Source organism: Shinella sp. M31, from assembly GCF_049199205.1.
In the GTDB taxonomy this organism is placed as follows: Bacteria; Pseudomonadota; Alphaproteobacteria; order Rhizobiales; family Rhizobiaceae; genus Shinella.
On the sequence record NZ_JBLZPH010000089.1, the window covers coordinates 1 to 24,093 of the forward strand.

General features: G+C 64.0%; 26 protein-coding genes. 15 read left to right on the top strand and 11 right to left on the bottom strand.

Going from position 1 to position 24,093, the window contains the following annotated elements:
• The 5 genes from ACOZKU_RS15280 to ACOZKU_RS15300 form a co-directional block, all read left to right on the top strand.
• Positions 1 to 238: hypothetical protein (locus tag ACOZKU_RS15280; protein WP_421579583.1), on the top strand; the 238-nt coding region annotated here is incomplete at its 5' end.
• 147 nt (positions 239 to 385) lie between these two features.
• Positions 386 to 2,854: an ATP-dependent helicase HrpB gene (gene hrpB, locus ACOZKU_RS15285; RefSeq protein ID WP_421579584.1), complete on the top strand. Its 2,469-nt coding sequence runs from the start codon at positions 386 to 388 to the stop codon at positions 2,852 to 2,854.
• A 20-nt stretch (positions 2,855 to 2,874) separates the two neighbouring features.
• Positions 2,875 to 4,176 carry an ActS/PrrB/RegB family redox-sensitive histidine kinase gene (locus ACOZKU_RS15290; protein WP_421579585.1) on the top strand — a complete coding sequence of 434 codons (1,302 nt, stop codon included), beginning with the start codon at positions 2,875 to 2,877 and terminating at the stop codon, positions 4,174 to 4,176.
• Between the two features lie 76 nt (positions 4,177 to 4,252).
• Positions 4,253 to 4,822, top strand: a complete 570-nt coding sequence (locus ACOZKU_RS15295) for an ActR/PrrA/RegA family redox response regulator transcription factor (RefSeq protein WP_314095347.1) — start codon at positions 4,253 to 4,255, stop codon at positions 4,820 to 4,822.
• A 33-nt stretch (positions 4,823 to 4,855) separates the two neighbouring features.
• Positions 4,856 to 5,341: an Imm26 family immunity protein gene (locus ACOZKU_RS15300; protein ID WP_421579586.1), complete on the top strand. Its 486-nt coding sequence runs from the start codon at positions 4,856 to 4,858 to the stop codon at positions 5,339 to 5,341.
• A 20-nt stretch (positions 5,342 to 5,361) separates the two neighbouring features.
• Here the strand turns inward: ACOZKU_RS15300 and ACOZKU_RS15305 are convergent, their stop codons facing one another.
• Positions 5,362 to 5,892: an MmcB family DNA repair protein gene (locus tag ACOZKU_RS15305; protein ID WP_421579587.1), complete on the bottom strand. Its 531-nt coding sequence runs from the start codon at positions 5,890 to 5,892 to the stop codon at positions 5,362 to 5,364.
• A 385-nt stretch (positions 5,893 to 6,277) separates the two neighbouring features.
• On the opposite strand from ACOZKU_RS15305, the gene ACOZKU_RS15310 reads away from it, so the two are divergent.
• Complete coding sequence (locus ACOZKU_RS15310) at positions 6,278 to 6,940, top strand: L,D-transpeptidase (RefSeq protein WP_117372276.1); 663 nt, start codon at positions 6,278 to 6,280, stop codon at positions 6,938 to 6,940.
• A 106-nt stretch (positions 6,941 to 7,046) separates the two neighbouring features.
• Here ACOZKU_RS15310 and ACOZKU_RS15315 read toward each other — a convergent pair whose 3' ends face one another.
• Both ACOZKU_RS15315 and ACOZKU_RS15320 read right to left on the bottom strand, forming a co-directional pair.
• On the bottom strand, positions 7,047 to 9,215 hold the full coding sequence (locus tag ACOZKU_RS15315) for a malate synthase G (RefSeq protein WP_421579588.1): 2,169 nt from the start codon (positions 9,213 to 9,215) through the stop codon (positions 7,047 to 7,049).
• 126 nt (positions 9,216 to 9,341) lie between these two features.
• Entirely contained in the window at positions 9,342 to 11,348 is a 2,007-nt protein-coding gene (locus ACOZKU_RS15320) for a hydantoinase/oxoprolinase N-terminal domain-containing protein (protein ID WP_421579589.1), read from the bottom strand.
• 144 nt (positions 11,349 to 11,492) lie between these two features.
• Here ACOZKU_RS15320 and ACOZKU_RS15325 point away from each other — a divergent pair, with 144 nt between their 5' ends.
• The gene (locus ACOZKU_RS15325; protein ID WP_421579590.1) at positions 11,493 to 12,044 is read left to right on the top strand and encodes a hypothetical protein; all 552 of its coding nucleotides are present in this window, start codon (positions 11,493 to 11,495) and stop codon (positions 12,042 to 12,044) included.
• Here ACOZKU_RS15325 and ACOZKU_RS15330 read toward each other — a convergent pair.
• The 5 genes from ACOZKU_RS15330 to hslV all read right to left on the bottom strand — a co-directional run bounded on the left by ACOZKU_RS15330 (position 11,989) and on the right by hslV (position 16,928).
• Complete coding sequence (locus ACOZKU_RS15330) at positions 11,989 to 13,398, bottom strand: cytochrome P450 (protein WP_421579591.1); 1,410 nt, start codon at positions 13,396 to 13,398, stop codon at positions 11,989 to 11,991. The genes ACOZKU_RS15325 and ACOZKU_RS15330 overlap by 56 nt on opposite strands.
• Before the next feature lie 61 nt (positions 13,399 to 13,459).
• Positions 13,460 to 14,341 carry a DUF1402 family protein gene (locus ACOZKU_RS15335; RefSeq protein WP_421579606.1) on the bottom strand — a complete coding sequence of 294 codons (882 nt, stop codon included), beginning with the start codon at positions 14,339 to 14,341 and terminating at the stop codon, positions 13,460 to 13,462.
• A 232-nt stretch (positions 14,342 to 14,573) separates the two neighbouring features.
• Entirely contained in the window at positions 14,574 to 15,878 is a 1,305-nt protein-coding gene (gene hslU / locus ACOZKU_RS15340) for an ATP-dependent protease ATPase subunit HslU (protein ID WP_421579592.1), read from the bottom strand.
• An 8-nt stretch (positions 15,879 to 15,886) separates the two neighbouring features.
• Complete coding sequence (locus ACOZKU_RS15345) at positions 15,887 to 16,381, bottom strand: GNAT family N-acetyltransferase (protein ID WP_421579593.1); 495 nt, start codon at positions 16,379 to 16,381, stop codon at positions 15,887 to 15,889.
• Positions 16,368 to 16,928, bottom strand: coding sequence for an ATP-dependent protease subunit HslV (gene hslV, locus ACOZKU_RS15350; protein ID WP_314095328.1), 561 nt, complete (start codon positions 16,926 to 16,928; stop codon positions 16,368 to 16,370). Before hslV ends, ACOZKU_RS15345 begins: the two co-directional genes overlap by 14 nt.
• Positions 16,929 to 17,154: 226 nt before the next feature.
• On the opposite strand from hslV, the gene ACOZKU_RS15355 reads away from it, so the two are divergent.
• The 8 genes from ACOZKU_RS15355 to coaA all read left to right on the top strand — a co-directional run bounded on the left by ACOZKU_RS15355 (position 17,155) and on the right by coaA (position 22,201).
• Complete coding sequence (locus tag ACOZKU_RS15355) at positions 17,155 to 17,283, top strand: hypothetical protein (RefSeq protein WP_314095326.1); 129 nt, start codon at positions 17,155 to 17,157, stop codon at positions 17,281 to 17,283.
• Positions 17,284 to 17,624: 341 nt separating this feature from the next.
• Positions 17,625 to 18,218, top strand: a complete 594-nt coding sequence (hisB, locus tag ACOZKU_RS15360) for an imidazoleglycerol-phosphate dehydratase HisB (RefSeq protein ID WP_421579594.1) — start codon at positions 17,625 to 17,627, stop codon at positions 18,216 to 18,218.
• Between the two features lie 25 nt (positions 18,219 to 18,243).
• Positions 18,244 to 18,714, top strand: coding sequence for a DUF2628 domain-containing protein (locus ACOZKU_RS15365; RefSeq protein ID WP_421579595.1), 471 nt, complete (start codon positions 18,244 to 18,246; stop codon positions 18,712 to 18,714).
• Position 18,715: 1 nt separating this feature from the next.
• Positions 18,716 to 19,357, top strand: a complete 642-nt coding sequence (gene hisH, locus ACOZKU_RS15370; RefSeq protein ID WP_421579596.1) for an imidazole glycerol phosphate synthase subunit HisH — start codon at positions 18,716 to 18,718, stop codon at positions 19,355 to 19,357.
• Position 19,358: 1 nt separating this feature from the next.
• A complete protein-coding gene (gene hisA, locus ACOZKU_RS15375) occupies positions 19,359 to 20,102 on the top strand; it encodes a 1-(5-phosphoribosyl)-5-[(5-phosphoribosylamino)methylideneamino]imidazole-4-carboxamide isomerase (protein ID WP_421579597.1) in 744 nt (247 codons plus the stop codon).
• Entirely contained in the window at positions 20,099 to 20,875 is a 777-nt protein-coding gene (gene hisF, locus ACOZKU_RS15380) for an imidazole glycerol phosphate synthase subunit HisF (protein WP_421579598.1), read from the top strand. The genes hisA and hisF overlap by 4 nt, the downstream gene beginning before the upstream one ends.
• A 10-nt stretch (positions 20,876 to 20,885) precedes the next feature.
• A complete protein-coding gene (locus ACOZKU_RS15385; RefSeq protein WP_421579599.1) occupies positions 20,886 to 21,206 on the top strand; it encodes a phosphoribosyl-ATP diphosphatase in 321 nt (106 codons plus the stop codon).
• The gene (gene coaA / locus ACOZKU_RS15390; RefSeq protein ID WP_421579600.1) at positions 21,206 to 22,201 is read left to right on the top strand and encodes a type I pantothenate kinase; all 996 of its coding nucleotides are present in this window, start codon (positions 21,206 to 21,208) and stop codon (positions 22,199 to 22,201) included. The genes ACOZKU_RS15385 and coaA overlap by 1 nt, the downstream gene beginning before the upstream one ends.
• Before the next feature lie 65 nt (positions 22,202 to 22,266).
• Here coaA and ACOZKU_RS15395 read toward each other — a convergent pair whose 3' ends face one another.
• The 3 genes from ACOZKU_RS15395 to arfB all read right to left on the bottom strand — a co-directional run bounded on the left by ACOZKU_RS15395 (position 22,267) and on the right by arfB (position 24,011).
• The gene (locus ACOZKU_RS15395; protein WP_314095473.1) at positions 22,267 to 22,890 is read right to left on the bottom strand and encodes an alpha-ketoglutarate-dependent dioxygenase AlkB; all 624 of its coding nucleotides are present in this window, start codon (positions 22,888 to 22,890) and stop codon (positions 22,267 to 22,269) included.
• Entirely contained in the window at positions 22,891 to 23,403 is a 513-nt protein-coding gene (gene lysM / locus ACOZKU_RS15400; protein WP_421579601.1) for a peptidoglycan-binding protein LysM, read from the bottom strand.
• Positions 23,404 to 23,576: 173 nt separating this feature from the next.
• The gene (arfB, locus tag ACOZKU_RS15405; protein ID WP_314095477.1) at positions 23,577 to 24,011 is read right to left on the bottom strand and encodes an alternative ribosome rescue aminoacyl-tRNA hydrolase ArfB; all 435 of its coding nucleotides are present in this window, start codon (positions 24,009 to 24,011) and stop codon (positions 23,577 to 23,579) included.
• Between the last annotated feature and the right edge of the window lie 82 nt (positions 24,012 to 24,093).

The following is a 24,093-nucleotide window of genomic DNA, read 5'->3' on the forward strand; positions in this document are numbered from 1 at the left end:
CCAGCTCCATCAGGAAACCTTAGAGCGAGTTCGTCGGCCGCCAGAAGCGCCGCCGCTCTCGTTCGATGGCCGGGTTATAGGCCCACAGTTTTCAACCGTCAACACTCGATTTCATAAAAATGCAGAAAATCGACAAGTCATTGGTATTATTGATCTATTTACAATGACCCGCCTGCGAGCGGACCGAAACGGGCGGAAACCTGCGATTCCGCAATTCGAAATCTTGTCCAGGTGGTAAAATTCTGCCGACACCGCATAACGTGCTTTCAGAGGTCACCCACCCTCTCGGCTCTTTTCCGGGCCTCCCCAGCGGGCTATTCAGGCGGAACAGAGCGGTTCCGGCATTGTCGGCCGCTCCCTCTCTATAGGGACATGCAGACCGATCATGGCGTCGATATCAGAAACAGTACCGAACCTGCCGATCACGGAGGTACTGCCCGAACTCGGAGCCGCCCTTTCCGCCGGCACGCGCGCGGTGCTCTCGGCGCCTCCCGGCGCCGGCAAGACGACGCTGGTGCCGCTTTACCTTCTGAAGCAGGCCTGGCGCGGCGACGGCAAGATCATCCTGCTCGAACCCCGGCGCCTTGCGGCACGCGCGGCGGCGGGGCGTATGGCGGCGCTGCTCGGGGAGAAGGTGGGCGAGACCGTCGGTTATCGCATGCGGCTCGACAACAGGGTCTCCACCAAAACGCGTATCGAGGTGGTGACGGAGGGCGTCTTCGCCCGGATGATCCTGGACGATCCCGAGCTCGCGGGCGTTTCCGCCGTTCTCTTCGACGAATTCCACGAGCGTTCGCTCGATGCGGATTTCGGGTTGGCACTGGCGCTCGACGTTCAGGCGGCCTTGCGTGAAGACCTGAGGATCGTCGTCATGTCGGCGACGCTCGACATCGACAGGGTGGCCGCTTTGCTCGATCATCCGCCCGCCATCGTCAGCGAGGGGCGCAGCTATCCCGTCGAGATCCGCCATCAGGACCGGCCGGCCGGCGAGCGCATCGAAGACAGCATGGCGCGCGCTATAATAGAGGCGTATCGCACGGAAAGCGGATCGATCCTCGCCTTCCTGCCGGGACAGGCCGAGATTCTGCGGACGGCCGAACGGCTCGAGGGGCGCTTCGGGGCCGAGACGACCGTGGTGCCGCTCTACGGCAATCTTGGCCAGAAGGAACAGGATGCCGCGATCCGTCCCCCGCCCGCCGGCACGCGAAAAATCGTGCTGGCGACCTCGATTGCCGAGACCTCCATTACCATCGACGGCGTTCGTATCGTCATCGACAGCGGCTTGCAGCGCCAGCCGGTCTTCGAGGCCGCGACCGGGATCACCCGGCTGGAGACGGTGCGAGTCTCCCGCGCCTCGGCCGACCAGCGTGCCGGCCGCGCCGGGCGAACCGAGCCGGGCGTGGCGATCCGTCTCTGGCATCCCGGCCAGACGGCGGCGCTGCCGGCCTTCACGCCGCCGCAGATATTGTCCTCCGATCTCTCCGGCTTCATGCTCGATGTGGCCCATTGGGGGGTCACCGATCCCGCCACGCTGCGGCTGGTCGACCCGCCGCCGATGGCTGCGGTGGAAGAGGCCCGCAATCTGCTGCGCCTGCTCGGCGCGCTGGATGAGGGCGGCGCGCTGACGCCGGCCGGAAAGCGCATCCGCGGCCTGGCGCTGCCGCCACGGCTCGCCGCCATGATCCTGTCGGCCGCCGAAACCGGCGAGCAGGCGGCGGCCGCGCGGCTGGCCGTCCTTCTCACCGAACAGGGGCTGGGCGGCCCCTCTGTCGATATCGAGGAGCGCCTGCGCCGCTTTTCCCAGGAGCGCGGCGAGCGGGCGGATGCTGCGCGAAAACTTGCGCAACGCATGGCCGAGGGTTTTGGACCGGCCAAGGGCGGAACGACGAGCACGCCGGGCGCGCTGCTGCTGCATGCCTTTCCCGACCGCATTGCCCTGCAGCGCGGCGGCCGGGGACGCTTCGTCATGGCGAACGGCCGCGGCGGCGAAGTGCCGGAGACCGAACGGCTGGCCGGCACCGACATGATCGTCGTCGCCGATCTGACTGGCCTGGCCGGACGGCAGCGCATTCTTGCCGCCGCCGAGATCGACCGCGCCACCGTCGAGGCCGAGCTTTCCGACAGGATCGTGCGCGAGGACCAGTGCATCTTCGACCGGGCGAGCCGGCAGGTGCGTGCGCGCCGGGTGGTGCGCCTCGGCGCGATGATTCTCGAGGAGGCGCCGCTCAAGCGCCCGTCCGGGCCGAAGGCCGCGCAGGCGCTGGCCGACGGCGTTCGCCAGCTCGGCCTGCAAGCCATCCCCTTTTCGCGCGAGGCGGCGCAGCTGCGCGACCGCATCGGTTTCCTGCACCGCTCGATCGGCGCGCCTTGGCCCGATACCAGCGACGACGCTCTGCTGGCGGCGCTCGATACCTGGTTCATACCCTTTCAGGAAAACACCCGCGGGATCGACGACATCACGGCGGCGAGCCTGCAGGATGGGCTGATGGCGCTGGTGCCCTATGAATTGCAGCGCGATATCGGCAAGCTCGTGCCCACCCATTTCGAGGCCCCGACGGGACAGCGCCATCCGATCCGCTATGATGGCGACGAGCCGGTGCTGGCGATCCGCGTGCAGGAGCTGTTCGGGCTGAAGCAGCATCCGTCCGTCGCCGGCGGGCGCCTGCCGCTGCTCCTGGAGCTCGTGTCGCCGGCGCAGCGGCCAATCCAGACGACGCGCGATCTGCCCGGTTTCTGGGCGGGCTCGTGGCGGGACGTGCGCGCCGACATGCGCGGGCGCTATCCCAAACATCCCTGGCCGGAAGATCCGGCCGAGGCCATGCCGACGACGCGCGCCAAGCCGCGCGGCACATGACGGACGAGAAGGGACGCATCATGGGATTCTATCAGGATATCGACTTCGAGGGCTCCGGCCGGCGGCTGCGGCTGGAAACGCTGATCCGCCTGCGCTGGCTTGCCGTCGCCGGTCAGTCGATCAGCGTCATCGTCGTCGCCTTCTGGCTGAAATTCCCGTTGCCGCTGTTGCCGGCGGCAGTGCTGATCGCGCTGCTTGCGGCGGTCAACTTCTTCCTCGCCGTGCGCTTTGCCCCGGCGCACCGGCTGACGCCCGCCTCCGCCTTCACGCTGCTCGCCTTCGATCTCTGCCAGCTGATGGCGCTGCTCTTCATTACCGGCGGCCTTGCCAATCCCTTCGCGCCGCTGGTCTGCGTGCCCGTCATCATCTCGTCGTCGCTCCAGCCGATCCGCTTCAGCCTGACGCTCGGCGGCCTTGCCGTCGCCGGCATCACGGCGCTCGCCTTCACGCCCTTTCCGCTCCCCTGGTATCCCGGCACGCTGCTCGTCGTGCCGCCGGTGCTGACGGCGGGCTTCTGGTTCGCCATCGTCTCGACCACGGCCTTCGCCGCCTTCTATTCCTACCGCGTGTCGCAGGAGGCCAAGGAGCTTTCGGACGCGCTGACGGCAACCGAACTGATCCTCCAGCGTGAAAAGCACCTGTCGCAGCTCGACGGCCTTGCCGCCGCCGCCGCCCATGAGCTCGGCACGCCGCTCGCCACGATCAGCGTGGTGGCGCGCGAAATGGAGCGCGAGCTCGGCAGCGACGAGCGCTTCAAGGAAGACGTGCAGCTGCTGCGCAGCCAGAGCGAACGTTGCCGCGACATCCTGCGCCGGCTCACCACGCTTTCGACGGAGGACGAAGCGCATATGCGCATGCTGCCGCTCTCCTCGCTGATGGAGGAGGTTCTGGCGCCGCATCGCGAGTTCGGCATCAGGCTCAACCTCGTCGAAGAGGGCGGGCGCGACGGCGAGCCGGTCGGAAACCGCAATCCCGGCATTCTGTACGGTCTCGGCAATCTCCTGGAAAATGCTATCGACCATGCCCGCGAGGCGGTGACCGTCACCGTCGGCCATACGCCGGACAGGGTTAGGATCGTCATCGAGGATGACGGCGACGGCTACGCAGCCGACGTTCTCCAGCGCATCGGCGATCCCTATGTCACCAAGCGCCAGAAGGATGAACGGGCCGGCGGTCTGGGCCTCGGCCTCTTCATCGCCAAGACGCTGCTGGAGCGTTCCGGCGCCAAATTAACCTTCGGCAACCGCACCGGCGACCAGCCAGGGGCGCGCGTCTCGGTCGATTGGCCGCGGGCCCGCATGGAGGCCAAGGGCGTGAAATGACTTTACCGGCATAGCCTTAGGGGTGATAAGCTGATCCCGATCAAGAGTTGACGACATCCGCGACGGAAGACGAAAAATGGCTGAAAACATCGAACCGCAGACGGCATCCGACGATATCGGGCCGGATCCCTCGCTTCTTCTCGTCGATGACGACGCGCCCTTCCTGCGCCGTCTGGCGCGCGCCATGGAAACCCGTGGCTTTGCCGTCGATACGGCCGAATCGGTCGCCGAAGGCATTGCCAAGGCGAAGACCAATCCGCCGAAATATGCCGTGGTCGACCTTCGCCTCGGCGACGGCAGCGGCCTCGACGTTATCTCCGCCATCCGCCAGCGCCGCGACGACACCCGCATCATCATGCTGACTGGCTACGGCAACATCGCCACCGCCGTGAACGCGGTGAAGCTCGGCGCGGTCGATTACCTCGCCAAGCCCGCCGATGCCGACGACATCTTCGCCGCGCTGACCCAGCGTCCCGGCGAGAAGGCGGAGCTGCCGGAAAACCCGATGTCGGCGGACCGCGTGCGCTGGGAACACATCCAGCGCGTCTATGAAATGTGCGACCGCAACGTCTCCGAGACGGCCCGTCGCCTCAACATGCACCGCCGCACGCTGCAACGCATTCTGGCCAAGCGCGCCCCGAAATAGAGCATCACGCACAGGTGCCGAAGAGAGGTAACGGTGGCGGGCAAGAGGGTGCGGCGCAGAATAGGCGATATTCTACGGATCGACTTAGGCGGCGGTCAGCATTGTTATGCGCAGGTCTCTGGTGAGCCAGTGATCGTCTTCTTCGATGGCATTTTCGCCAGAGCCATCTCAATAGATGATATTCCCATGCTCCCCGTTGCCTTCAGGTTGTGCGTCTCCAATTACGTCATCACGAAAGGGGTTTGGCCGGTCGTTGGCTCAAGGCCTTTGACGTCCGAGAATGCTGAAGAACCCTTCTTCTACAGACAGGACGACAGCGGCCGCCTTTTTCTCTGCCACTCCTCGTTCGCCTCTCAGAATTATGAGCGACCAGCATCATTGATGGAGTGCATCGGGCTAGAATGTGCTGCTGTATGGGACCCGGAACATGTCATCGATCGATTGCGCGATCATGCTCTGGGTCAACCCAATCGATGGGTTGAGAGTCTGAAAATAAAGGTTCCCTCAACTTCCAGCTGACAGTGCGACGGAATCAACAACTACGCCGGCTCGTCCCTGCGCCCCGAGACGATCGCCGACATATCCGGCCCGTCGCGCCGCGAATCCATCGCAAACTCCGCCAGAAGCAGCCGGCCCGCGGCGACGCGGGCGAAGGCGAAGGTGACGGCCTTGCGCGTCGGGGCGGCCAGCTTATGCTCCGGCGCCTCGCGCAGCATGTGCGCGCCGTAGCCATCGGAGAGGATGAGGCCGCACTCCTCCGGGAAAATATCGAGCGGCACATCCTTGTGGGTCGCAAAAAACAGCCGGTCGCAATGACGGCGGTAGTCGGGCCATTTGCGGTCGACGCGAAAATCCTCGATCGACGTCTTGATCTCGACGATCCAGATCTCGCCCTTGTCCGACAGGCTGATCAGATCGGCGCGCCTTCCGCTTGCGAGCGTCAGCTCCGGCAACACCGCATGGCGCATCTCCATCAGCATGCGCTGCACGCCGCGGCGCACCATCATGGCACGATCCGACTGGCGGCCGTCGAGCAGCGGATTGTCGTTGTGAAGGGAAACGATCGTCATCGGTCACATCCTTGCGAATCACATTCTAGCCGCCGATCCCGCGAAATCGATTCGGCCGCGCCGGAAAACGTTAAGACAGCGGGCAAAACTGCGGCGAGAAAAAGACTCTGTTAACTGCGCGACTTTGTTCTTGTGCGGCTTCGACCCGACAGGCGGCAAGGCTATTGAACGGCGCGCGGCGGCGTGCTTGGCAGTGTCTGGGCTGAGCGGAAGCGGCGGGATACCGGTATTGTTGTTGCAAAAAAACAATCCGGCAGCTTTTTGCTTTCGCATAAGCCCATGCCGCAGCGCACACACTTGCATTGACTGGTTTAATCGAAAATAAACCATAATCGATGAAAGTTCCCGCGTCCCGGAACTTCTAATTCCTTTACAAGAGACCCTCATGCGCTTCCGCAATGCCCTCCTCCTGTGCGGCCTCGCAGCAGCCGTCACGCTCGCTGGTTGCTCCTCGTCCTCGACCTCCCTTCCGGGCGAAAAGGTGGCGACGAATGCCATCTTCACGTCGGATTACGGCGCCGTCGAAGACAATGGTTATGCCCTGCCGGCAATCCCGATCAACAAGGTGAACACCAAGTTCCACCGCCAGATCGTCGATTACGCCACCAGCGAGAAGCCCGGCACGATCGTCGTCAACACGCCGAACCGCTTCCTCTATTACGTTCTGCCCGGCGGCAAGGCCGTGCGTTACGGCATCGGCGTCGGCAAGTCGGGTTTCGCGTGGCAGGGTGAAGCCTATATCGCCTGGAAGCAGGAATGGCCGACCTGGCACCCGCCGAAGGAAATGGCAGACCGCAAGCCCGACGTCGCACGCTACGTCAAGGACGGCATGGGCCCGGGCCTGAAGAACCCGCTCGGCGCCCGCGCCATGTACCTCTTCAATGAAAAGGGCCAGGACACGCTGTTCCGCCTGCACGGCACGCCGGAATGGGCTTCCATCGGCACGGCCGCCTCGTCGGGCTGCATCCGCCTGATGAACCAGGATATCATCGATCTCTACAGCCGCGTCCGCCCTGGCAAGGGCGCCCGCGTCGTCGTGCAGCAGTAAACGCACGACCGTCATTATATAGAAGAAGCCGCCGGAGCGATCCGGCGGCTTCTTTCGTTTTGCGCTTTGAACGGCAAGGCGGTGAACCACCCTGCCGCAAGGCAGATCAGGCCGCTGCGGCCTTCAGCTCGAGGCGGCGGCGGTGGAGGACCGGTTCGGTATAGCCGTTCGGCTGCGCGCGGCCCTCAAGCACGAGCTCGACGGCGGCCTTGAAGGCGATAGAGCCGTCGAAATTGCCGGCCATCGGGCGGTACAGCGAATCACCGGCATTCTGCCCATCGACGACGGCGGCCATGCGCTTCATCGTCTCAAGGATTTGGGCTTCGGTGATGACGCCGTGGTGCAGCCAGTTGGCGAGGTGCTGGGCGGAGATGCGCAGCGTCGCGCGGTCCTCCATCAGGCCGACATCGTTGATATCGGGAACCTTCGAGCAGCCGACGCCCTGGTCGATCCAGCGCACGACATAACCGAGGATGCCCTGCGCATTGTTGTCGAGCTCGCGCTGGATTTCCTCCGGCGTCCAGTTCGGCCGGACCGCGACCGGAACGGAGAGGATGTCGCTGAGCTTTGCCCGCGGGCGGGCGCGCAGCGCGGTCTGGACGTCAGCGACATTGACCTTGTGATAGTGCGTCGCATGCAGCGTCGCCGCCGTCGGCGAGGGCACCCAGGCGGTGTTGGCGCCGGCCTTGGGATGGGCGATCTTCTGCTCCAGCATCGCGGCCATCAGGTCCGGCATGGCCCACATGCCCTTGCCGATCTGCGCATGGCCCGACAGGCCGCATTCGAGGCCGATATCGACGTTCCAGTTCTCGTAGGCGGAAATCCAAGAGGCCTGCTTCATGTCGCCCTTGCGGATCATCGGACCGGCTTCCATCGAGGTGTGGATCTCGTCGCCGGTGCGGTCGAGGAAGCCGGTATTGATGAAGACGACGCGGTCCTTGGCAGCGCGGATCGCCTCCTTGAGGTTGACGGTCGTGCGGCGCTCCTCATCCATGATGCCCATCTTCATCGTGTTGGGCGCCATGCCGACAGCGGCCTCGACGCGGCCGAACAGCTTGGACGCGAAGGCGACTTCTTCCGGGCCGTGCATCTTCGGCTTGACGACATACATCGAGCCTTCACGTGAATTCTTGCGGCGGCCGTTGACGCCGATATCATGCAGCGCGATCAGCGCGGTCACCATGGCGTCCATGATGCCTTCCGGCACCTCGTTGCCATCACGGTCGCGGATCGCCGGATTGGTCATGAGGTGGCCGACATTGCGCACCAGCATCAGCGAGCGGGCGCGCAGCGACGCGGCCGAACCATCCGGCGCGGTGTAGGCGCGGTCGGGGTTGAGCCGGCGGGTAATGGTCTTGCCGCCCTTGGCAACCTCTTCGGTCAGGTCGCCCTTCATCAGGCCAAGCCAGTTGCGATAGACAACGACCTTGTCCTCGGCGTCGACGGCGGCGACGGAATCCTCGCAGTCCATGATGGTGGTCAGCGCCGATTCGATGACGACGTCGGAGATATGCGCCGCGTCGTCCTTGCCGGTCGGCGTCGTCGCATCCACGCGGATTTCGATATGCAGGCCGTTGTTGCGCAGCAGGATACGCGTCGGTGCCGCGGCGTCACCGACAGAACCGGCAAATTTCGCCTCATCCGCAAGGCCTGTCTTGCCGCCGCCGACCAGTGCGACGACGAGCTTGCCGCCCTCGACGGCAAGGCCCGCGGCCTCGCGCCAGGACGAGCCGGCAAGCGGTGCTGCGTCATCGAGGAAGGCCTTCGCCCAGGCGACGACCTTGGCGCCCCGCACGGGATTGTAGCCCTTGCCCTTTTCCGCGCCGTCGGTTTCCGGAATGGCATCCGTGCCGTAGAGCGCATCATAGAGCGAGCCCCAGCGCGCATTGGCGGCGTTCAGCGCGTAGCGCGCATTCATGACGGGAACGACGAGTTGCGGGCCGGCGAGGCTGGCGATCTCCGGATCGACATTGTCCGTCGTGACGGAGAAGTCGCCGCCCTCGGGCAGGAGATAGCCGATCTCGCGCAGGAAGGCCTCATAGGCCGCCATGTCCGATGGTGCGCCGTTTTCGCGATACCAGGCGTCGAGCTTTTCCTGCAGCGCATCGCGCTTGGCGAGCAACGCGCGGTTCTCCGGAGCCAGATCATGCACGATGGCGGAAAATTCGGCGAAATAGCGCTCCGCATCCACGCCGGTGCCGGGAAGGGCTTCCGTGACGATGAAATCATAAAGGGCGCTGTCGATCGAAAGACCGGCTTTTTCGGTATAAGACATCTGAAAAGGCTCCGAATGGGCGGGACAAGGGGGAGTATCCCGAATGGTCCCACTTTCCGGAGGTTTCATTGAGTGTCAATTCGGCAAGGGTATAAAGAATTTATTCCGCTCGGGAATAAATCCTACTTATACCTCTTCCGCGATGCGCGGGCGGCCGCTGGCAGTGGCGGTAAACCGTGCCTCGATCAGCTTGCGCGACCCTTCCACTTCCGGCGCATCGATGGCCTCCGACAGGGTCACGGCCGGCTCGTCCGCTCCATTGGCGCGTGCGGCCTGCAGCGCGGCCGTCATCGCCCGCTCCTTGGCGAGCGAGAAGGCCTTCTCCTCGTCGATGAGGCGCACGCTGTCGCCCGCGCCATTGACGATGAAAATGCCCTCTTCCGGCTGCGTCACGAAAACCGTGACGGCATTGCGCACCTGGCCGACGACGGCCCCGACGGCGTTCGCCACGCCGGCATCCGAGGGAATGGAGGATTCGGCGCCCAGCATGTCGGCAATGGCGGGATAATAGACCGGCGCGGAGGCGCCGAGGCCGACCAGCGGCCGGTCGAGTGCGATGCGGAACTTCACGATGCCGGGAACGCGGTGCAGCGCCCGGTCGATGGAGATCGAATTGGCCGGATCGAGCGCGCCCACGCCGTCATCGGCGAGGCAGGCGGAGAGGATGACGTCGGCCGATTGCCGCGTGAGACGGTCGACCAGCGCGCGGGCCAGCGCTTCCGGCGTCTCGGCGATCGGTTTGCCGGTGCCGTCCTTGGTCCGGGCGGCCAGTTCGAGGCCGAGACGGGCGGCGACGGCATCCCATTGCCCCTGCCCGCCCAGCACATGCATGGCATCTGACGGCGTGATGCCGCAGATATGCACGAGGCCGCGCGCGACCAGTCGGTCGAGCGTCGCCTTCTGCGGCGTCGAGACGAGCAGGCCGTCGAGCGGCAGCGGAGTCGCGCCGATCTTGTCGTAAAGCGCCTGTTCCTGCGCCGTCAGGCCGCTCGCCAGCCGCTCCGGCACGCCGGTGCGCACCGCAAAACGCCCGTCATGGCGGCCCATATGCGGCGCGCGCAACTGGCGCTCCAGCACGGGAACCACCGCTTCGGGATGTAGCTGCGAGGCGAGGCTGAGCGGCATGAAGCGGCGCGGCCCCAGATCGATCTTCGCCTTGAGGCCGCGGTCGTTGATGCGCACTTCCGAATCGCCGCCGAGACCGAAGGTCCGCATCGCGACAGCTTCCACCATGGTGCGATAGCCGCCAACGACGGCGCCTTCCGCATCGAGCTTCGGCCGGCCGTTGTCGAGCACCGCAACGTCGGTCGTCGTACCGCCGATGTCGGAGACGACGGCATTGTCGAGCCCGGTCAGATGGCGTGCGCCGACGAGGCTTGCCGCCGGGCCGGACAGAATAGTCTCGATCGGCCGCAACCGCGCTTCCGCCGCCGAGATCAGCGCGCCATCGCCACGCACCACCATCATCGGCACGTGGATGCCGCGGCGCTGGAGATAATCCTCGCAGGCACCGATCAGCCGGTCGATCATCGAGACGAGGCGGGCGTTGAGCAGTGTCGTCAAGGCACGGCGCGGGCCGCCGAGCTTCGACGAGAGCTCATGGCTGCAGGTGACGGGCAGATGCGATACCTCGCGGATACGGTCGCGCACGCGCTGCTCATGCGCCGGGTTGCGCACGGCGAAATAGCCGGCGACGGCAAAGGAGGAGACGGTTTGCGACAGCTGCGGCAGGGCCTCGTCCAGCGCCGCCATGTCGAGCGGCGTCTCGTTGCCATGCACGTTGTGGCCGCCGGGCAGGAAAAGCACGGGGTCGTTGCCGAGCGCGTCGGCAAGCCCGTCGCGCTTGAGATCGTCAGGCGAAAAACCGATCATCACGAGGCCGGCGCGACCGCCCTGCCCCTCGACCAGCGCATTGGTGGCGAGCGTCGTCGACAGCGAGACGAGGCCGATGGCCGCCACCGGCACCTGCGCCTCCGTCAGCACCGCCTCCACCGCGCCGGATATGCCGACCGCAAGATCGTGGCGCGTGGTCAGCGCCTTGGCGCGGGCGACGACGCCCCTGGTTTCGCTGTAGAGCACGGCGTCCGTATAGGTGCCGCCGGTATCGATGCCGAGTAACAAATGGTCTGCCACGAGAATTCTTCCGAGTGCCGCCCCGTCTCTTTTCAAAAGGGCCTGGCTCTTTTCAAAGCGGGTGTGGAATGGTGTTATTGCATGTCCAAGCCAAATGCCACCATCCCGCCGGCGACATCAGGTGAAAGAACGAGGAGCATTCCAGTGATCCACCCTTCCCTCCGACGGCCGCTGCTGGCGCGCCTTCTTCTTGGCGCAGCCCTCGTTGCCGCCAGCCTGCCCGCAAAGGCCCAGGAAAATGACGAAGAAGAGTACAAGGCGCAGATCCCCGACGTTGCGATCTACAAGGCGATGCTGGACGCCAACAAGCAGACCGGCTGGGTGCAGTTCCGCGAATTCTCCGGCCAGCAGCTCATCTATTTCACGGCCTTGCAGACCATGCATTGCCGGCTGAAGGAGGTGCGCTACTCGATCAATTCCGACACGCTCGACAAGACCTTCCCGATGGCGGCCTGCGATCCTGAGCTGCCCTTCAACCTGCCGTCGGACGACAGCCAGAACTGGCTCTATCTCAACCTGAAGCCGGGCGAGGCCCAGACGATTGCCGTGCAGGCGGTGTGGGACGACGGCAGCGGCAGCGAGATCGTCGTCTACCAGCCCTGCAAGAACCCGGAAGCGACCTGCGCCTCGATCAAGACGATCAAGAAGCCGAAGAAGCGTGGGGACGAGCCCGCACCCGTAACGCCAGCCCGTTAGCCGGCTGCGTCGTCAGGCGCTGCACCGGCCAAGGCTTGGTGTCCTCGGTCATGTCGAAGCGGAAGCGATGCATCAAAACCCCGAGCGCGATGATCGCCTCCTGCATGGCGAAGGTCGCACCGATGCAGATGCGCGGCCCCGCCCCGAACGGCATATACTGGAAGCGATGGATCGCTTCGCGATTCTCCGGCAGGAAGCGCTCCGGCATATAGGCGCGCGGCTTCTGCCAGAGCAGCGCATGGCGGTGCAGCGTCCAGGGCATGACGAGAATGGTGACGTCGCGGGGGATTTCGACCACCTCGCCGGACGGGCTCGTCCAGCGGTCGTCCGCGATCGCCTCGCGGTTGATCGAGGGTGCGGGCGGATAGAGCCGCATCGCCTCCTCGAAGGCCGCCCGCGTCCAGGGCATGCGGTCCAGCCAGTCGACGGGATCGGCACCGCTTGCGACGACCCGGTCGATCTCCTCTTCAATCGCGTCGCGCACATGCGGGGAATTGGCCACGCAATAGAGTGTCCAGGCGAGCGCCCGCGCCGTCGTCTCATGGCCGGCGCCGATGAACGTAAGGATGTTGTCCTCCACCTCCTCCATGGTCAGCCCCTCCGGCCCGGCCGCGCGCAACAGCAGCGTCAGGAAGTCGTTGGGCGCATCGCCATCGTCCGCCGCCATGCGCTTCAGGCGCAGATCCATCGTATCGCGCACGATCTTTCGGAATTTGCCCAGAACCCTGAGACCGCCGATGCGCGTCACGCGCGGCACCCAGGAGGGCGCGCGCAAAAGATCCATCGGATCGACCCGTCCCATGGAATGCAGGAGATCGTCCACATCATCGGCGAAATTATTGGAGGACGTGACGATCTCGCCGGAAAACAGCGTTTCGGAGAGGATCGAAAAGGCCAGTTCCGTCATGTCGTTGCCGATATCGAAGATCGTGCCCTCGGCACCCTCGTACTTCTTCGCATAAAGCTGCGACTGCGCCAGCATCTGCGTGGCAAAGCCCTTGGCATGGCGCGGCGTGAAGATCGGCGCCACGGCCTTGCGCGATCGGCGCCACACCGCCCCCTCCGCCGTCAAAAGACCGTCGCGCAGGATCGGGCGCAGCACGAGCTGGCGCACCACGGCCATCTTGTAGTTCTGGGCATTGTCGACGAGCAGGTATTTGATCAGGCCGGGATCGTTGACGATCAGCGTCTTCTCGCCGAAGAAGCTCGTCATGATCCACGGCAGCGTATAGGACGGCTCGCCCCACAGTTCGAGCGGATTGCGCAAGACCGTCCGGATGATCTCGAGCTTCGACGGCGGTACGGTGCGCGGGATCGGGGCCGGCGGTTCGAACGGCTCGGGACGCATGTCCATCATCTGCCTCCTTGTGATCGGTCCGTCTTACGGGAAGACTGAGCCGATATGGAGGCGGAGGTTAGAGGAGAGACTGAAGCTCCGCCAGCTTGTCGTTGATCAGCCAGCCGTAATAGTTCTCTTCCGGCCAGGTGACTTCGCCGGCCGCGCGGCGTGCGGCGAAGGCGGCGGCGCGGGCGTCGGGGTTGCCGATATTGTAGAGCGTCGAGGTCAGACCCGGGTTCTTCGAAATATCGACGCCAGCGATCGTCTTGTACGCATCGATCGAACGGCGGATGGAGGCAGCCATATAGGCGAGCGAGATATCGGGATCCATGATCGCCTGGTAGACGCCGGCCGCATCGTTTTCGTCGAGCTTGTCGTAGCCGGAGATGCGCGAGACGTCGTCGGTCAGGGTCAGTGCCGTCAGCGGATTGATCTGTCCGAGACCGAAGGTCTGGCCGGCATAGAAGGGCTGGAAGAACACCGCGCTGAAGCGATTGTTCGGGAAGGACGTGCCGCCGACGGTCTCGCCCTTGAACGTACGGTTCCAGACGCTCTCACGGCAGGTCCACAGCGCGTAGGAGCCCTTCTTGTCGGCGCATTTGGCGAATTCCGGCCGCGCGACGAAATCGGCGACATTTTCGCCGTCATAGGCGAAGCGGAAGCTGCCGGTATAGGAGGCCGCCTTCACATAATAGCTCTGCAGCCGGTCATAGGCGTCGACATTGTAGGTGTGCTCGCCGACGATGGCGCCCACCATATGGATCGGGGCAATGCCGTATTTCGCCGCCGTCGCCTTGATCTTGCTGGTCAGTTGGCGATCGCTCGCCAGGAGATCGCGGACTTTCTCGTACTTGGCATCGAAGGAGGTCTTGCCCGCCTTGGTGCGGCGCACGGAGGCGCCGGGAATGGCCGGCTGCTCGGCATTGCGGTTGCCTTCGGGCACCACGTCCATCGCCATGACCGTGGTCTGGCTCTGGAAAACGAGCGTGGCGGCAAGGGCAAACACAGGGATGAGCTGACGCACGGTTGCGGTTCCTGTCTGATCGAATCTGTCGGCGGATGGCAGGACCGATGCAAGACAATCGTGTCGGAATGATGCCAGCGCGGGCAAAGGCCTAGGCCGCGTCGCCTTCTCTGTCGAGCAAAAAAGCGGCACCGGCGACGCCGAATGGGGCGCCGGTGCCGAAAGGTCACAGGATGTAGCGCGACAGGTCGGTATTGGCCGCAAGAGCCCCGACATGTTTCCTGACATATTCCGCGTCGATCAGAAGCGTATTGCCGCCCCTGTCCGGCGCCTCGAAGGAAATCTCGTCGAGCACCCGTTCCATGACCGTCTGAAGGCGGCGGGCGCCGATATTCTCGACGCTGGCATTGAGCTGCACGGCAACATCGGCCAGCGCATCCAGCGCGTCCTCGGTGAAATCGAGTTCGACGCTCTCGGTCTCCATCAACGCCTTGTACTGGCGAATAAGGCTCGCCTCCGTCTCCGTCAGAATGCGGCGGAAGTCTTCTTTGGTCAGCGCCTTCAGCTCGACGCGGATCGGCAGGCGACCCTGCAATTCCGGCAAGAGGTCCGAGGGCTTGGAGACATGGAACGCGCCTGAGGCGATGAAGAGGATATGGTCGGTCTTCACCGGCCCATATTTCGTCGCCACCGTCGTGCCCTCGACGAGCGGCAGCAGGTCGCGCTGCACGCCCTCGCGGGAGACGCCCGCGCCCATGCCGCCATCGCGCGCCGCGATCTTGTCGATCTCGTCGATGAAGACGATGCCGTCGTTTTCTGCCGAGCGGATCGCCTCGCGCTGAATTTGTTCATTGTCGAGCAGCTTGTCGGATTCGTCGTCGATCAGGATCTTGTACGAATCCTTGACGGTCGTCTTGACCTTCTTCGTGCGGGCGCCCATCGCCTTGCCGAACATTTCTGACAGGTTCAGCACGCCGATATTGGCGCCCGGCATGCCGGGAATTTCGAAACCGCCGGGCGTGCCGGTATCGGCGACGTCGATTTCGATCTCCTTGTCGTCAAGCTCGTTGTTGCGCAGCTTCTTACGGAAACTGTCGCGGGTCGCGGGCGAAGCGGTGGCGCCGACCAGCGCGTCGAGCACGCGTTCCTCGGCATTGGCATGAGCCTTGGCCGTCACCTCCGAGCGCTTCTTCTCGCGCACCAGGCCGATGCCGACCTCGACGAGGTCGCGCACGATCTGCTCGACGTCACGGCCGACATAACCGACCTCAGTGAACTTGGTGGCCTCGACCTTCACGAAGGGCGCACCGGCAAGCTTGGCGAGACGGCGGGAAATCTCCGTCTTGCCGACACCGGTCGGGCCGATCATCAGGATGTTCTTCGGCATCACCTCGTCGCGCAGGTCCGGCGCAAGCTGGTGCCGGCGCCAGCGGTTGCGCAGCGCGATGGCCACAGCGCGCTTGGCGTCGTGCTGGCCGATAATGTAGCGGTCGAGTTCGGAGACGATCTCGCGGGGGGAAAAATTGGTCATGGTTTCCTCTAGCGACGGTCCCGGGCCATCATCAGCGCCGGGCCGTCCTCAGTCATGCGTTGATCGAAGACATGGAATCCGGCCTTTTCATAGGCCCGGATGGCATGGGCATTGTCGGGATGCGGATCGAGCACCACCCGCTCCATTCCCTCTGAAAACACGGTCTTCACGAAGGCCTCGATCATCGCCGGCCCGTGGCCGATGCCGACCATGTCGGAGGGGCCGATGAACTGGTCGATGCCGACGGTGCGGTCGGGGCGATCACCGAAGGACAGGTCCTGGGGGTCGATCCTGTAGGCTTGCAGATAGGCGAACGGCGTTCCGGCATGGAGCACCACGAAGGATGTCATGGCCGGATCGTCGAAATCCGCCGCGATGCCGGCGACTTCGTCGGCCGGTTCACCCCACCAGCGCCGGACATGCGGCGCATTGAGCCAGCGTTCCAGCATCGGCAGGTCGGCTTCGGTCACCGGCCGGAAGGTGTAAGCCTCAGCGGTCGGCATCCAGCGTCTCCACCACGAAATTGTGGTTGGTGTAGACGCAGATGTCGCCGGCGATCTGCATGGCCTTGCGGGCGATCTCTTCCGCCGACTTGTCGCTGTCCATGAGCGCGCGGGCGGCGGCATAAGCGTAGTTGCCGCCAGACCCGATCGCCATCGTGCCGTGTTCCGGCTCCAGCACGTCGCCATTGCCGGTCAGCGCGAGCGTGACGGTCTTGTCGGCAACGAGCATCATCGCCTCGAGACGGCGCAGGTAGCGGTCGGTGCGCCAGTCCTTGGCAAGCTCGACGGCCGCGCGCATCAGCTGGTCGGGATATTGTTCGAGTTTGGCTTCCAGCCGTTCGAGCAGCGTGAAGGCGTCAGCCGTCGCGCCGGCGAAACCGGCGATCACGTCGCCCTTGCCGAGGCGGCGCACCTTGCGCGCATTGCCCTTCATGACGGTCTGGCCAAGGCTCACCTGGCCGTCGCCCGCCATCACCACCTTGCCGTCCTTGCGGACGGTGATGATCGTCGTGGCGTGCATGGAAGCGTAGGGATTGTGTTCACTCATAGGATACCTCTGGGGCCCGGAAACCGGGCGGGTACACCGCCTGCGAGGCGGCCTCGTTGTCTCCTATGTAAGCGGCGTTTCGCCAATTGCAAACGCCGGCATCCGGTCGCTGCCCGGCCCGCACGCAGGGAAAGCGGGACAAGCATGCCGCCGTCCAAAATAAGCCTTGCTTTCCCCACTTGATGAGGCGGTTATGGTCTCCCAGCAACGCAAAAGGGTTACGGCAATGGCAAAAGGGCAGGTCCGCAGCAACAAGGAAACGCGCAAACCCAAGAAGGACAAGGTGGCCGAAAAAGCCCCACCGACCCTGGGATCGCAGGTGAAGAACAGCGAGAGCGCGACGAAGAAGAAATGAGGCGTTGCAAGGGGATGCGAGCATGTCCGTATCCCCTTGTCCTCCATCCTCTCCCCTTCGTCTCTCCCCGGTCATGAAGCATTTGACCGAGGTTGTTTGGTGTTTGCCCAAAATACGGTGGTAATCCGGTTCGGCCTTATCTTCCGCTCCTGAAGAACGCCTCGCCACACGAAAACAAAGCTCCCCGCAGCGGCATAGCTTTCGCGCGGCGCCGCGGATCATTCCATCCTTCCGGCGGCAAGCCCAGCGCGCCCTTTCCGCATGCGCCGAACGCCCTTGAAAGACTGGTGTTTTTTCAAGAGCCCTGTTAAGGAGCGGCGGTAAAATTACCGGAGACTGCCATGAGCCGCACCGCCAGCGTTTCGCGCAAGACGAACGAGACCTCCGTATCGGTCACCGTCGACATCGACGGCACCGGCACGTCGCGCATTTCGACGGGCGTCGGTTTCTTTGACCATATGCTCGACCAGCTGTCGCGCCATTCGCTCATCGACATGGAGATCAAGACCGAAGGCGACCTGCATGTCGATGACCACCATACGGTGGAAGACACGGGCATCGCCATCGGGCAGGCCATTGCCAAGGCGCTCGGCGACCGTCGCGGCATCACGCGCTATGCCTCGCTCGACCTCGCCATGGACGAGACGATGACGCGCGCCGCCGTCGATGTCTCCGGCCGTCCCTTCCTCGTCTGGAACGTCACGTTCTCGGCGCCGAAAATCGGCACGTTCGACACCGAGCTGGTGCGCGAATTCTTCAACGCGCTCGCCCAGCATGCCGGCATCACGCTGCATATCCAGAACATCTACGGCGCCAACAACCATCATATCTCGGAAACGTGCTTCAAGGCCGTCGCACGCGTGCTGCGCACCGCGACCGAGATCGATCCCCGCCAGGCGGGCCGCGTTCCCTCGACGAAGGGTTCGCTGGCCTGACCCAAAGGCAAGGCTGGAGGCCGTCATGGCCACATTCCTCGTTCTGATACCGCCGGGCACGACATCCGGTGACGAAAACGCCCGTATCGTCCGCGACCGCTTTTCCTGGGTCGCGTTCGTCCTGCCCGTCGTCTGGCTGCTCTGGCATCGCGCCTGGCTTGCCGCAGCTCTTGCCTTCGCCGTCCAGGCGCTCGGCGCGGCGATTGCGGATCATCCGGTCTTCGGCCTCGCCGGCCTCGGCCTCTGCCTTGCCACCAATCTCATCGTCGCGCTCGAAGGCCCGGCCATGCTGGTCGCCGGCCTAGAGCGCCGGGGCTGGACGGTCGATGCGGTGATTTCGGCCGACGACCGCGCCACGGCGGAAGAGATTTATTATACGGAAACCCCGGCCGCTGCGGCGGAAACGCGCGACGGCGTTTCGCTCCCGGCCTCGGAAACCTCCGCGCGCCGGCACGCTCCCATGCTTGGCCTCGTCGGTTTCAAGGAAGGACGCTAGAATGCGCGTTGCAATCATCGATTACGGCTCGGGCAATCTGCGCTCGGCCACCAAGGCCTTCGAGCGCGCCGCCCGTGAGGCCGGTATCGCGGCCGAGATCGACCTGACGGACAAGGCCGAGCGCGTCGCGAGCGCCGACCGCGTCGTGCTGCCCGGTGTCGGCGCCTATGCCGATTGCCGCCGCGGCCTCGATGCGGTGCCCGGCATGGTCGAAGCGCTGCGCGAGACCGTCGAGGCGAAGGCCCGCCCCTTCCTCGGTGTCTGCGTCGGCATGCAGCTGATGTCCTCACGGGGTCTCGAAAAAACCACGACCGAAGGCCTCGACTGGATCAAGGGCGACGTCGTCAAGATGACGCCCGATGATCCCGAACTGAAGATCCCGCAGATAGGCTGGAACACGCTGGATCGCAGGCAAACCCATCCGCTGTTTTCAGGCATTCCGGAGACGCTGCACGCCTATTTCGTGCACTCCTACCATCTCGCCGTGGAAAACCCGGAGGATGTGGTCGCGACCGTCGATTACGGCGGCCCGATGACCGCCTTCGTCGCCAGCGGCAACAAGGCCGGCGCGCAGTTCCATCCGGAAAAGAGCCAGACGCTCGGCCTCGCCCTCATCACCAATTTTCTGCGCTGGAAGCCGTAAAATGATCCTCTTTCCCGCCATCGACCTGAAAGACGGCCAGTGCGTTCGCCTGAAACTCGGCGATATGGACCAGGCCACCGTCTACAATCCCGACCCGGCCGCACAGGCGAAAGCCTTTGAGGATCAGGGTTTCGAGTGGCTGCACGTCGTCGACCTCAACGGCGCCTTCGCCGGCGAGAGCGTCAACGGCGCCGCCGTCGATGCCATTCTCAAGACGACGAAGAACCCGGTGCAGCTCGGCGGCGGTATCCGCACGCTCGACCATATCGAAAACTGGCTGTCGCGCGGCCTTTCCCGCGTCATCCTCGGCACCGTCGCGGTGCGCGATCCGGCGCTGGTCATCGAGGCCTGCAAAAAATTCCCCGGCAAGGTCGCCGTCGGCATCGACGCCAAGGGCGGCAAGGTCGCCGTCGAGGGCTGGGCGGAAGCCTCCGAACTCGGCGTGATCGAGCTGGCGAAGAAGTTCGAGGGTGCCGGCGTCGCCGCGATCATCTACACCGACATCGACCGCGACGGCATTCTCGCCGGCATCAACTGGGCCTCCACCTTGCAGCTCGCCGACGCCGTTTCCATTCCGGTCATCGCCTCCGGCGGCCTTGCCTCGATGGACGACATCCGCCGCCTCGTCGCACCCGACGCGCGCAAGCTCGAAGGCGCGATTTCCGGCCGCGCGCTCTATGACGGTCGTATCGATCCGACCGAAGCACTCGCCGTGATCCGCGACGCGAAAGGACGTGCAGCATGACCCTGAAAGCGCGCGTCATTCCCTGCCTCGACGTCAAGGACGGCCGCGTCGTCAAGGGCGTCAGCTTCCTCAATCTCGTCGATGCCGGCGATCCCGTCGAATCGGCCAAGGTCTATGATGCGGCCGGTGCCGACGAGCTGTGTTTCCTCGACATCACCGCCTCCTCCGACAACCGCGACACGATCTTCGACGTCGTGGCGCGCACGGCCGATCATTGCTTCATGCCGCTGACCGTCGGCGGCGGCGTGCGCACGGTCGCCGATATCCGCAAGCTGCTTCTCGCCGGTGCCGACAAGGTCTCGATCAACTCGGCGGCCGTCTCCAACCCGGATTTCGTGGCGGAAGCCGCCGACAAGTTCGGCAACCAGTGCATCGTCGTCTCGATCGATTCGAAGAAGGTCTCGGCCCAAGGCGAAGAGGACCGCTGGGAAATTTTTACCCATGGCGGCCGCACAGCGACCGGCATCGACGCCGTGACCTTCGCCGAGAAGATGGTCGAGCGCGGGGCCGGCGAACTGCTGCTCACCTCCATGGACCGCGACGGCCAGAAGGGTGGCTACGACATTGCGCTGACCCGGACCATCGCCGACCGCGTCTCCGTACCCGTCATCGCGTCCGGTGGGGTCGGCACGCTCGATCACCTGGTCGAGGGCGTGCGCGACGGCCACGCGACGGCGGTGCTCGCCGCCTCCATCTTCCACTTCGGCGCCTATACGGTCGGCGAAGCCAAGCGCCACATGGCCGAGCATGGCATTGCCATGCGGCTCGACTGAGGAGACAGCGATGAGCACCTTCACTCTTGCCGATCTCGTCGAGATCGTGGATGCCCGCGCCAAGGCCGATCCCGCGGAAAGCTGGACGGCCAAGCTCGTGGCTTCAGGACAGCAGAAAGCAGCGAAAAAGCTCGGAGAAGAGGCCGTCGAGACCGTTATCGCGGCCATCGAGGGCGACAAGGCCGCCTTGACGAGCGAAACGGCCGATTTGCTCTATCATCTGATGGTCGTATTGAAAATCGGCGGGGTGGCGTTACAAGATGTCATGGGGGAGCTGGAACGGCGCACGAGCCAATCCGGTCTCGTGGAGAAGGCCAGCCGGAAAAGCTGATGATTCAGGCAGCGCGTGACAAGGACCAGCCGGATATTCCGGACGATTTCGGCAACCGGGATTATTCGCCCTACCGCTTTTTCACGGCAGACGAATGGGCTCATTTCCGGGCCGACACGCCCCTGACGCTGAAGGCTGACGAAGTCCAGCGGTTGCGCTCGCTGGGCGACCCGATCGATCTCGACGAGGTCCGGCGCATCTATCTCTCGCTGTCGCGCCTGCTCTCGGCCCATGTCGAATCCTCGCAGATGCTGTTCGAGCAGCGCAAGCGCTTCCTCACCCTGTCGGACGAGGCCAAGACGCCCTTCGTCATCGGCATTGCCGGCTCGGTCGCCGTCGGCAAATCGACCACGGCGCGTATCCTCGCCGAGCTCCTGTCGCGCTGGCCCTCCAGCCCGAAGGTCGATCTCGTGACGACCGACGGTTTCCTCTATCCGAATGCCGTGCTCCAGCGCGAAAACCTGATGGAGCGCAAGGGTTTTCCGGAAAGCTACGATATCGGCGCGCTCCTGCGTTTCCTCTCGGCGATCAAGGCCGGCAAGAAGGATGTTCAGGCGCCGACCTATTCGCACCTCACCTATGACGTGCTGCCCAACACCTTCCGCACCATCGACCGGCCGGATATCCTGATCTTCGAAGGCATCAACGTGCTGCAATCGCGCAATTTGCCGGCAGACGGCAAGATCGTGCCGATGGTCTCCGACTTCTTCGACTTCTCGATCTACATCGATGCCGAGGAAACGCTGATCCACACTTGGTATGTCGATCGTTTCATGCGCCTGCGCGAAACCGCCTTCCGCAACCCGGATTCCTATTTCCATCGCTATGCGACGATCAGCGAGGCCGAGGCGCTGGGTATCGCGGAAAATCTCTGGCGCAACATCAACCTGAAGAACCTGCACCAGAACATTCTGCCGACCCGCCCGCGCGCCGACCTGATCCTGCAAAAGGGCAGAAATCACCTCATCGAGACGGTAGCGCTACGCAAACTGTAGCCGGATTCAAGCAAGTCCAGCAAAAGTGCGAGCGGTTTTGCGTCCGGAATTGCGCCAAACATCCTCTACGGGTTCACGCGGCGAAGCGTCAGATTGATGCGCCCGGCATTCTTCAGAAGCGTCGAAGTATCGGGGTAGATCCGGTCGACGCCGTGAAAGATCAGCCGGCTTTCCCCACCGAAAACGAAGACATCGCCGCTCGACAGCCGGAACGACCGCGTCGGATCGCTGCGAGAAACGCCGCCGACGCGAAACAGGCATTGATCGCCCAGCGAGACGGAGACGACGGGTGCCGCAAATTCGTTTTCGTCGCGGTCCTGATGCAGGCCCATTCTGGCGTCGGGGTCGTAGAAATTGACGAGACAGGCTTGCGGCGGTTTGTCGAAACCGGAGACGTCGTTCCACAGCGAAAGCAGTGCTTCAGGAATGGCCGGCCAAGGGCGGCCAGTCTCGGGATGGGTGGGTTGGTAGCGGTAGCCGCGCTCCTTGTCCGTCACCCAGCCGAGCGATCCGCAATTGGTCATGCGGACCGACATGGGTTTACCCGTCTTCGGCATGCGCGGCACGAAGAGCGGCGCCTCCGTCACAACTTGCCTGATGGCTGCGACGAGGGCTTCCTGCGCGGCACGGTCGAAATGATCGGGGAAATAGCGCAGCCCCGGCGCGAGGCCGCGCTCGGACGCCGCCACTTACGCTTCCGAAAGGTCCGGAATGCGCAGCACCTGACCGGGATAGATCTTGTCCGGGTGGGACAGCATCGGCCGGTTGGCATCGAAGATCAGCGTGTGCTTGGCGCCCTTGCCCTTGCCGTAATGCGCCTCGGCGATCTTCCAGAGATTGTCGCCCTTCTTGACAGTATAGAGCGTCGGTGCCGCGGCCGGCGTCGAGGTCTTCAGGAGTTCGGTCAGGTCGAGCTTTTCGAGCTTCAGGCCGGATTCGGGCGCGACCTTCAGCTCGGCGGCTTCCACCTTGGAAATGCGGAGCGTGTTGCCGACGGCAATGACGGCCTTTTCGAAGGCTGTCTGGTCGGCCACGACACCCTTCAGCACGCATTTGTCGCCTTCGACGGAAACCTCGACATTCTTGGTGCCGAGATCGAAGGAATCAAGTTCCTTCTTGACCGCTTCGGCGGCCGGCGCGTCCTCGTCGTCGCCGATACCGAGCTTCTTGCCGGCGTTCTTGATAAAGCTGAAGAGACCCATGCCAACCTCCCTGTTTTTTTGAACTGGAACCTGCCGGGTTCCAGGTTTTTTGTTTCGTTTGTCCTTTCGGGAAAACCGGTTCCCACTTTTCCCTGACAAACTGTAAAGCAGAGCCTTCCCGCAAAGGAAAGGTTTCGTTTCCATCCCACGCATAAACGGCCAAGTTGCGGCAATCATTCGCCGCCGGGCTTGGCCCGCATGCGTTTCACATCCGAGCGGCCGGATTTTTCCTTGAGCCGGCGTTCGATCGAACCTTTCGTCGGCTTCGTTTTGCGACGCGGCGGCGGTGGTGGCTCGGCCGCCTTGAGGATCAGCTCCTTCAGCCGCTCGCGCGCATCCTCGCGATTGCGCTCCTGGCTGCGAAAGCGGTTCGCCTCAATCATCAGCACGCCGTCCTTGGAAACCTTGCGGCCGGCGAGTTTTTCGGCGTTCACTTTCACCCGCTCGTTCAGCGACGGGGAATTCCTCAGATCGAAGAACAGCTGGACCGCTGTCGAGACCTTGTTGACGTTCTGCCCGCCGGGGCCGCCTGCCAGCACGAACTGCTCGGTCAGCTCCCAGCCGGCAATGGTGATCGTGTTGCTGATATAAAGGGGATCGCTGGCCATATGAATTCCTTTCCAGGCCGTTGTAGCGAGCGGGCCTGAAAACGGAAAGCCGTTTGCAGAGACGAAAAACCCGGCCTTTCGA

Excerpts from the sequence above, each read along its gene's own strand:
- hrpB (WP_421579584.1), top strand. The coding sequence starts at position 386 with ATGGCGTCGATATCAGAAACAGTACCGAACCTGCCGATCACGGAGGTA.
- ACOZKU_RS15290 (WP_421579585.1), top strand. The coding sequence starts at position 2,875 with ATGGGATTCTATCAGGATATCGACTTCGAGGGCTCCGGCCGGCGGCTG.
- ACOZKU_RS15295 (WP_314095347.1), top strand. The coding sequence starts at position 4,253 with ATGGCTGAAAACATCGAACCGCAGACGGCATCCGACGATATCGGGCCG.
- ACOZKU_RS15305 (WP_421579587.1), bottom strand. The coding sequence starts at position 5,892 with ATGACGATCGTTTCCCTTCACAACGACAATCCGCTGCTCGACGGCCGC.
- ACOZKU_RS15310 (WP_117372276.1), top strand. The coding sequence starts at position 6,278 with ATGCGCTTCCGCAATGCCCTCCTCCTGTGCGGCCTCGCAGCAGCCGTC.
- ACOZKU_RS15315 (WP_421579588.1), bottom strand. The coding sequence starts at position 9,215 with ATGTCTTATACCGAAAAAGCCGGTCTTTCGATCGACAGCGCCCTTTAT.
- ACOZKU_RS15330 (WP_421579591.1), bottom strand. The coding sequence starts at position 13,398 with ATGGACATGCGTCCCGAGCCGTTCGAACCGCCGGCCCCGATCCCGCGC.
- ACOZKU_RS15335 (WP_421579606.1), bottom strand. The coding sequence starts at position 14,341 with ATGGCGATGGACGTGGTGCCCGAAGGCAACCGCAATGCCGAGCAGCCG.
- hslU (WP_421579592.1), bottom strand. The coding sequence starts at position 15,878 with ATGACCAATTTTTCCCCCCGCGAGATCGTCTCCGAACTCGACCGCTAC.
- ACOZKU_RS15345 (WP_421579593.1), bottom strand. The coding sequence starts at position 16,381 with ATGCCGACCGCTGAGGCTTACACCTTCCGGCCGGTGACCGAAGCCGAC.
- hslV (WP_314095328.1), bottom strand. The coding sequence starts at position 16,928 with ATGAGTGAACACAATCCCTACGCTTCCATGCACGCCACGACGATCATC.
- ACOZKU_RS15355 (WP_314095326.1), top strand. The coding sequence starts at position 17,155 with ATGGCAAAAGGGCAGGTCCGCAGCAACAAGGAAACGCGCAAACCCAAG.
- hisB (WP_421579594.1), top strand. The coding sequence starts at position 17,625 with ATGAGCCGCACCGCCAGCGTTTCGCGCAAGACGAACGAGACCTCCGTA.
- ACOZKU_RS15365 (WP_421579595.1), top strand. The coding sequence starts at position 18,244 with ATGGCCACATTCCTCGTTCTGATACCGCCGGGCACGACATCCGGTGAC.
- hisH (WP_421579596.1), top strand. The coding sequence starts at position 18,716 with ATGCGCGTTGCAATCATCGATTACGGCTCGGGCAATCTGCGCTCGGCC.
- hisA (WP_421579597.1), top strand. The coding sequence starts at position 19,359 with ATGATCCTCTTTCCCGCCATCGACCTGAAAGACGGCCAGTGCGTTCGC.
- hisF (WP_421579598.1), top strand. The coding sequence starts at position 20,099 with ATGACCCTGAAAGCGCGCGTCATTCCCTGCCTCGACGTCAAGGACGGC.
- ACOZKU_RS15385 (WP_421579599.1), top strand. The coding sequence starts at position 20,886 with ATGAGCACCTTCACTCTTGCCGATCTCGTCGAGATCGTGGATGCCCGC.
- coaA (WP_421579600.1), top strand. The coding sequence starts at position 21,206 with ATGATTCAGGCAGCGCGTGACAAGGACCAGCCGGATATTCCGGACGAT.
- lysM (WP_421579601.1), bottom strand. The coding sequence starts at position 23,403 with ATGGGTCTCTTCAGCTTTATCAAGAACGCCGGCAAGAAGCTCGGTATC.
- arfB (WP_314095477.1), bottom strand. The coding sequence starts at position 24,011 with ATGGCCAGCGATCCCCTTTATATCAGCAACACGATCACCATTGCCGGC.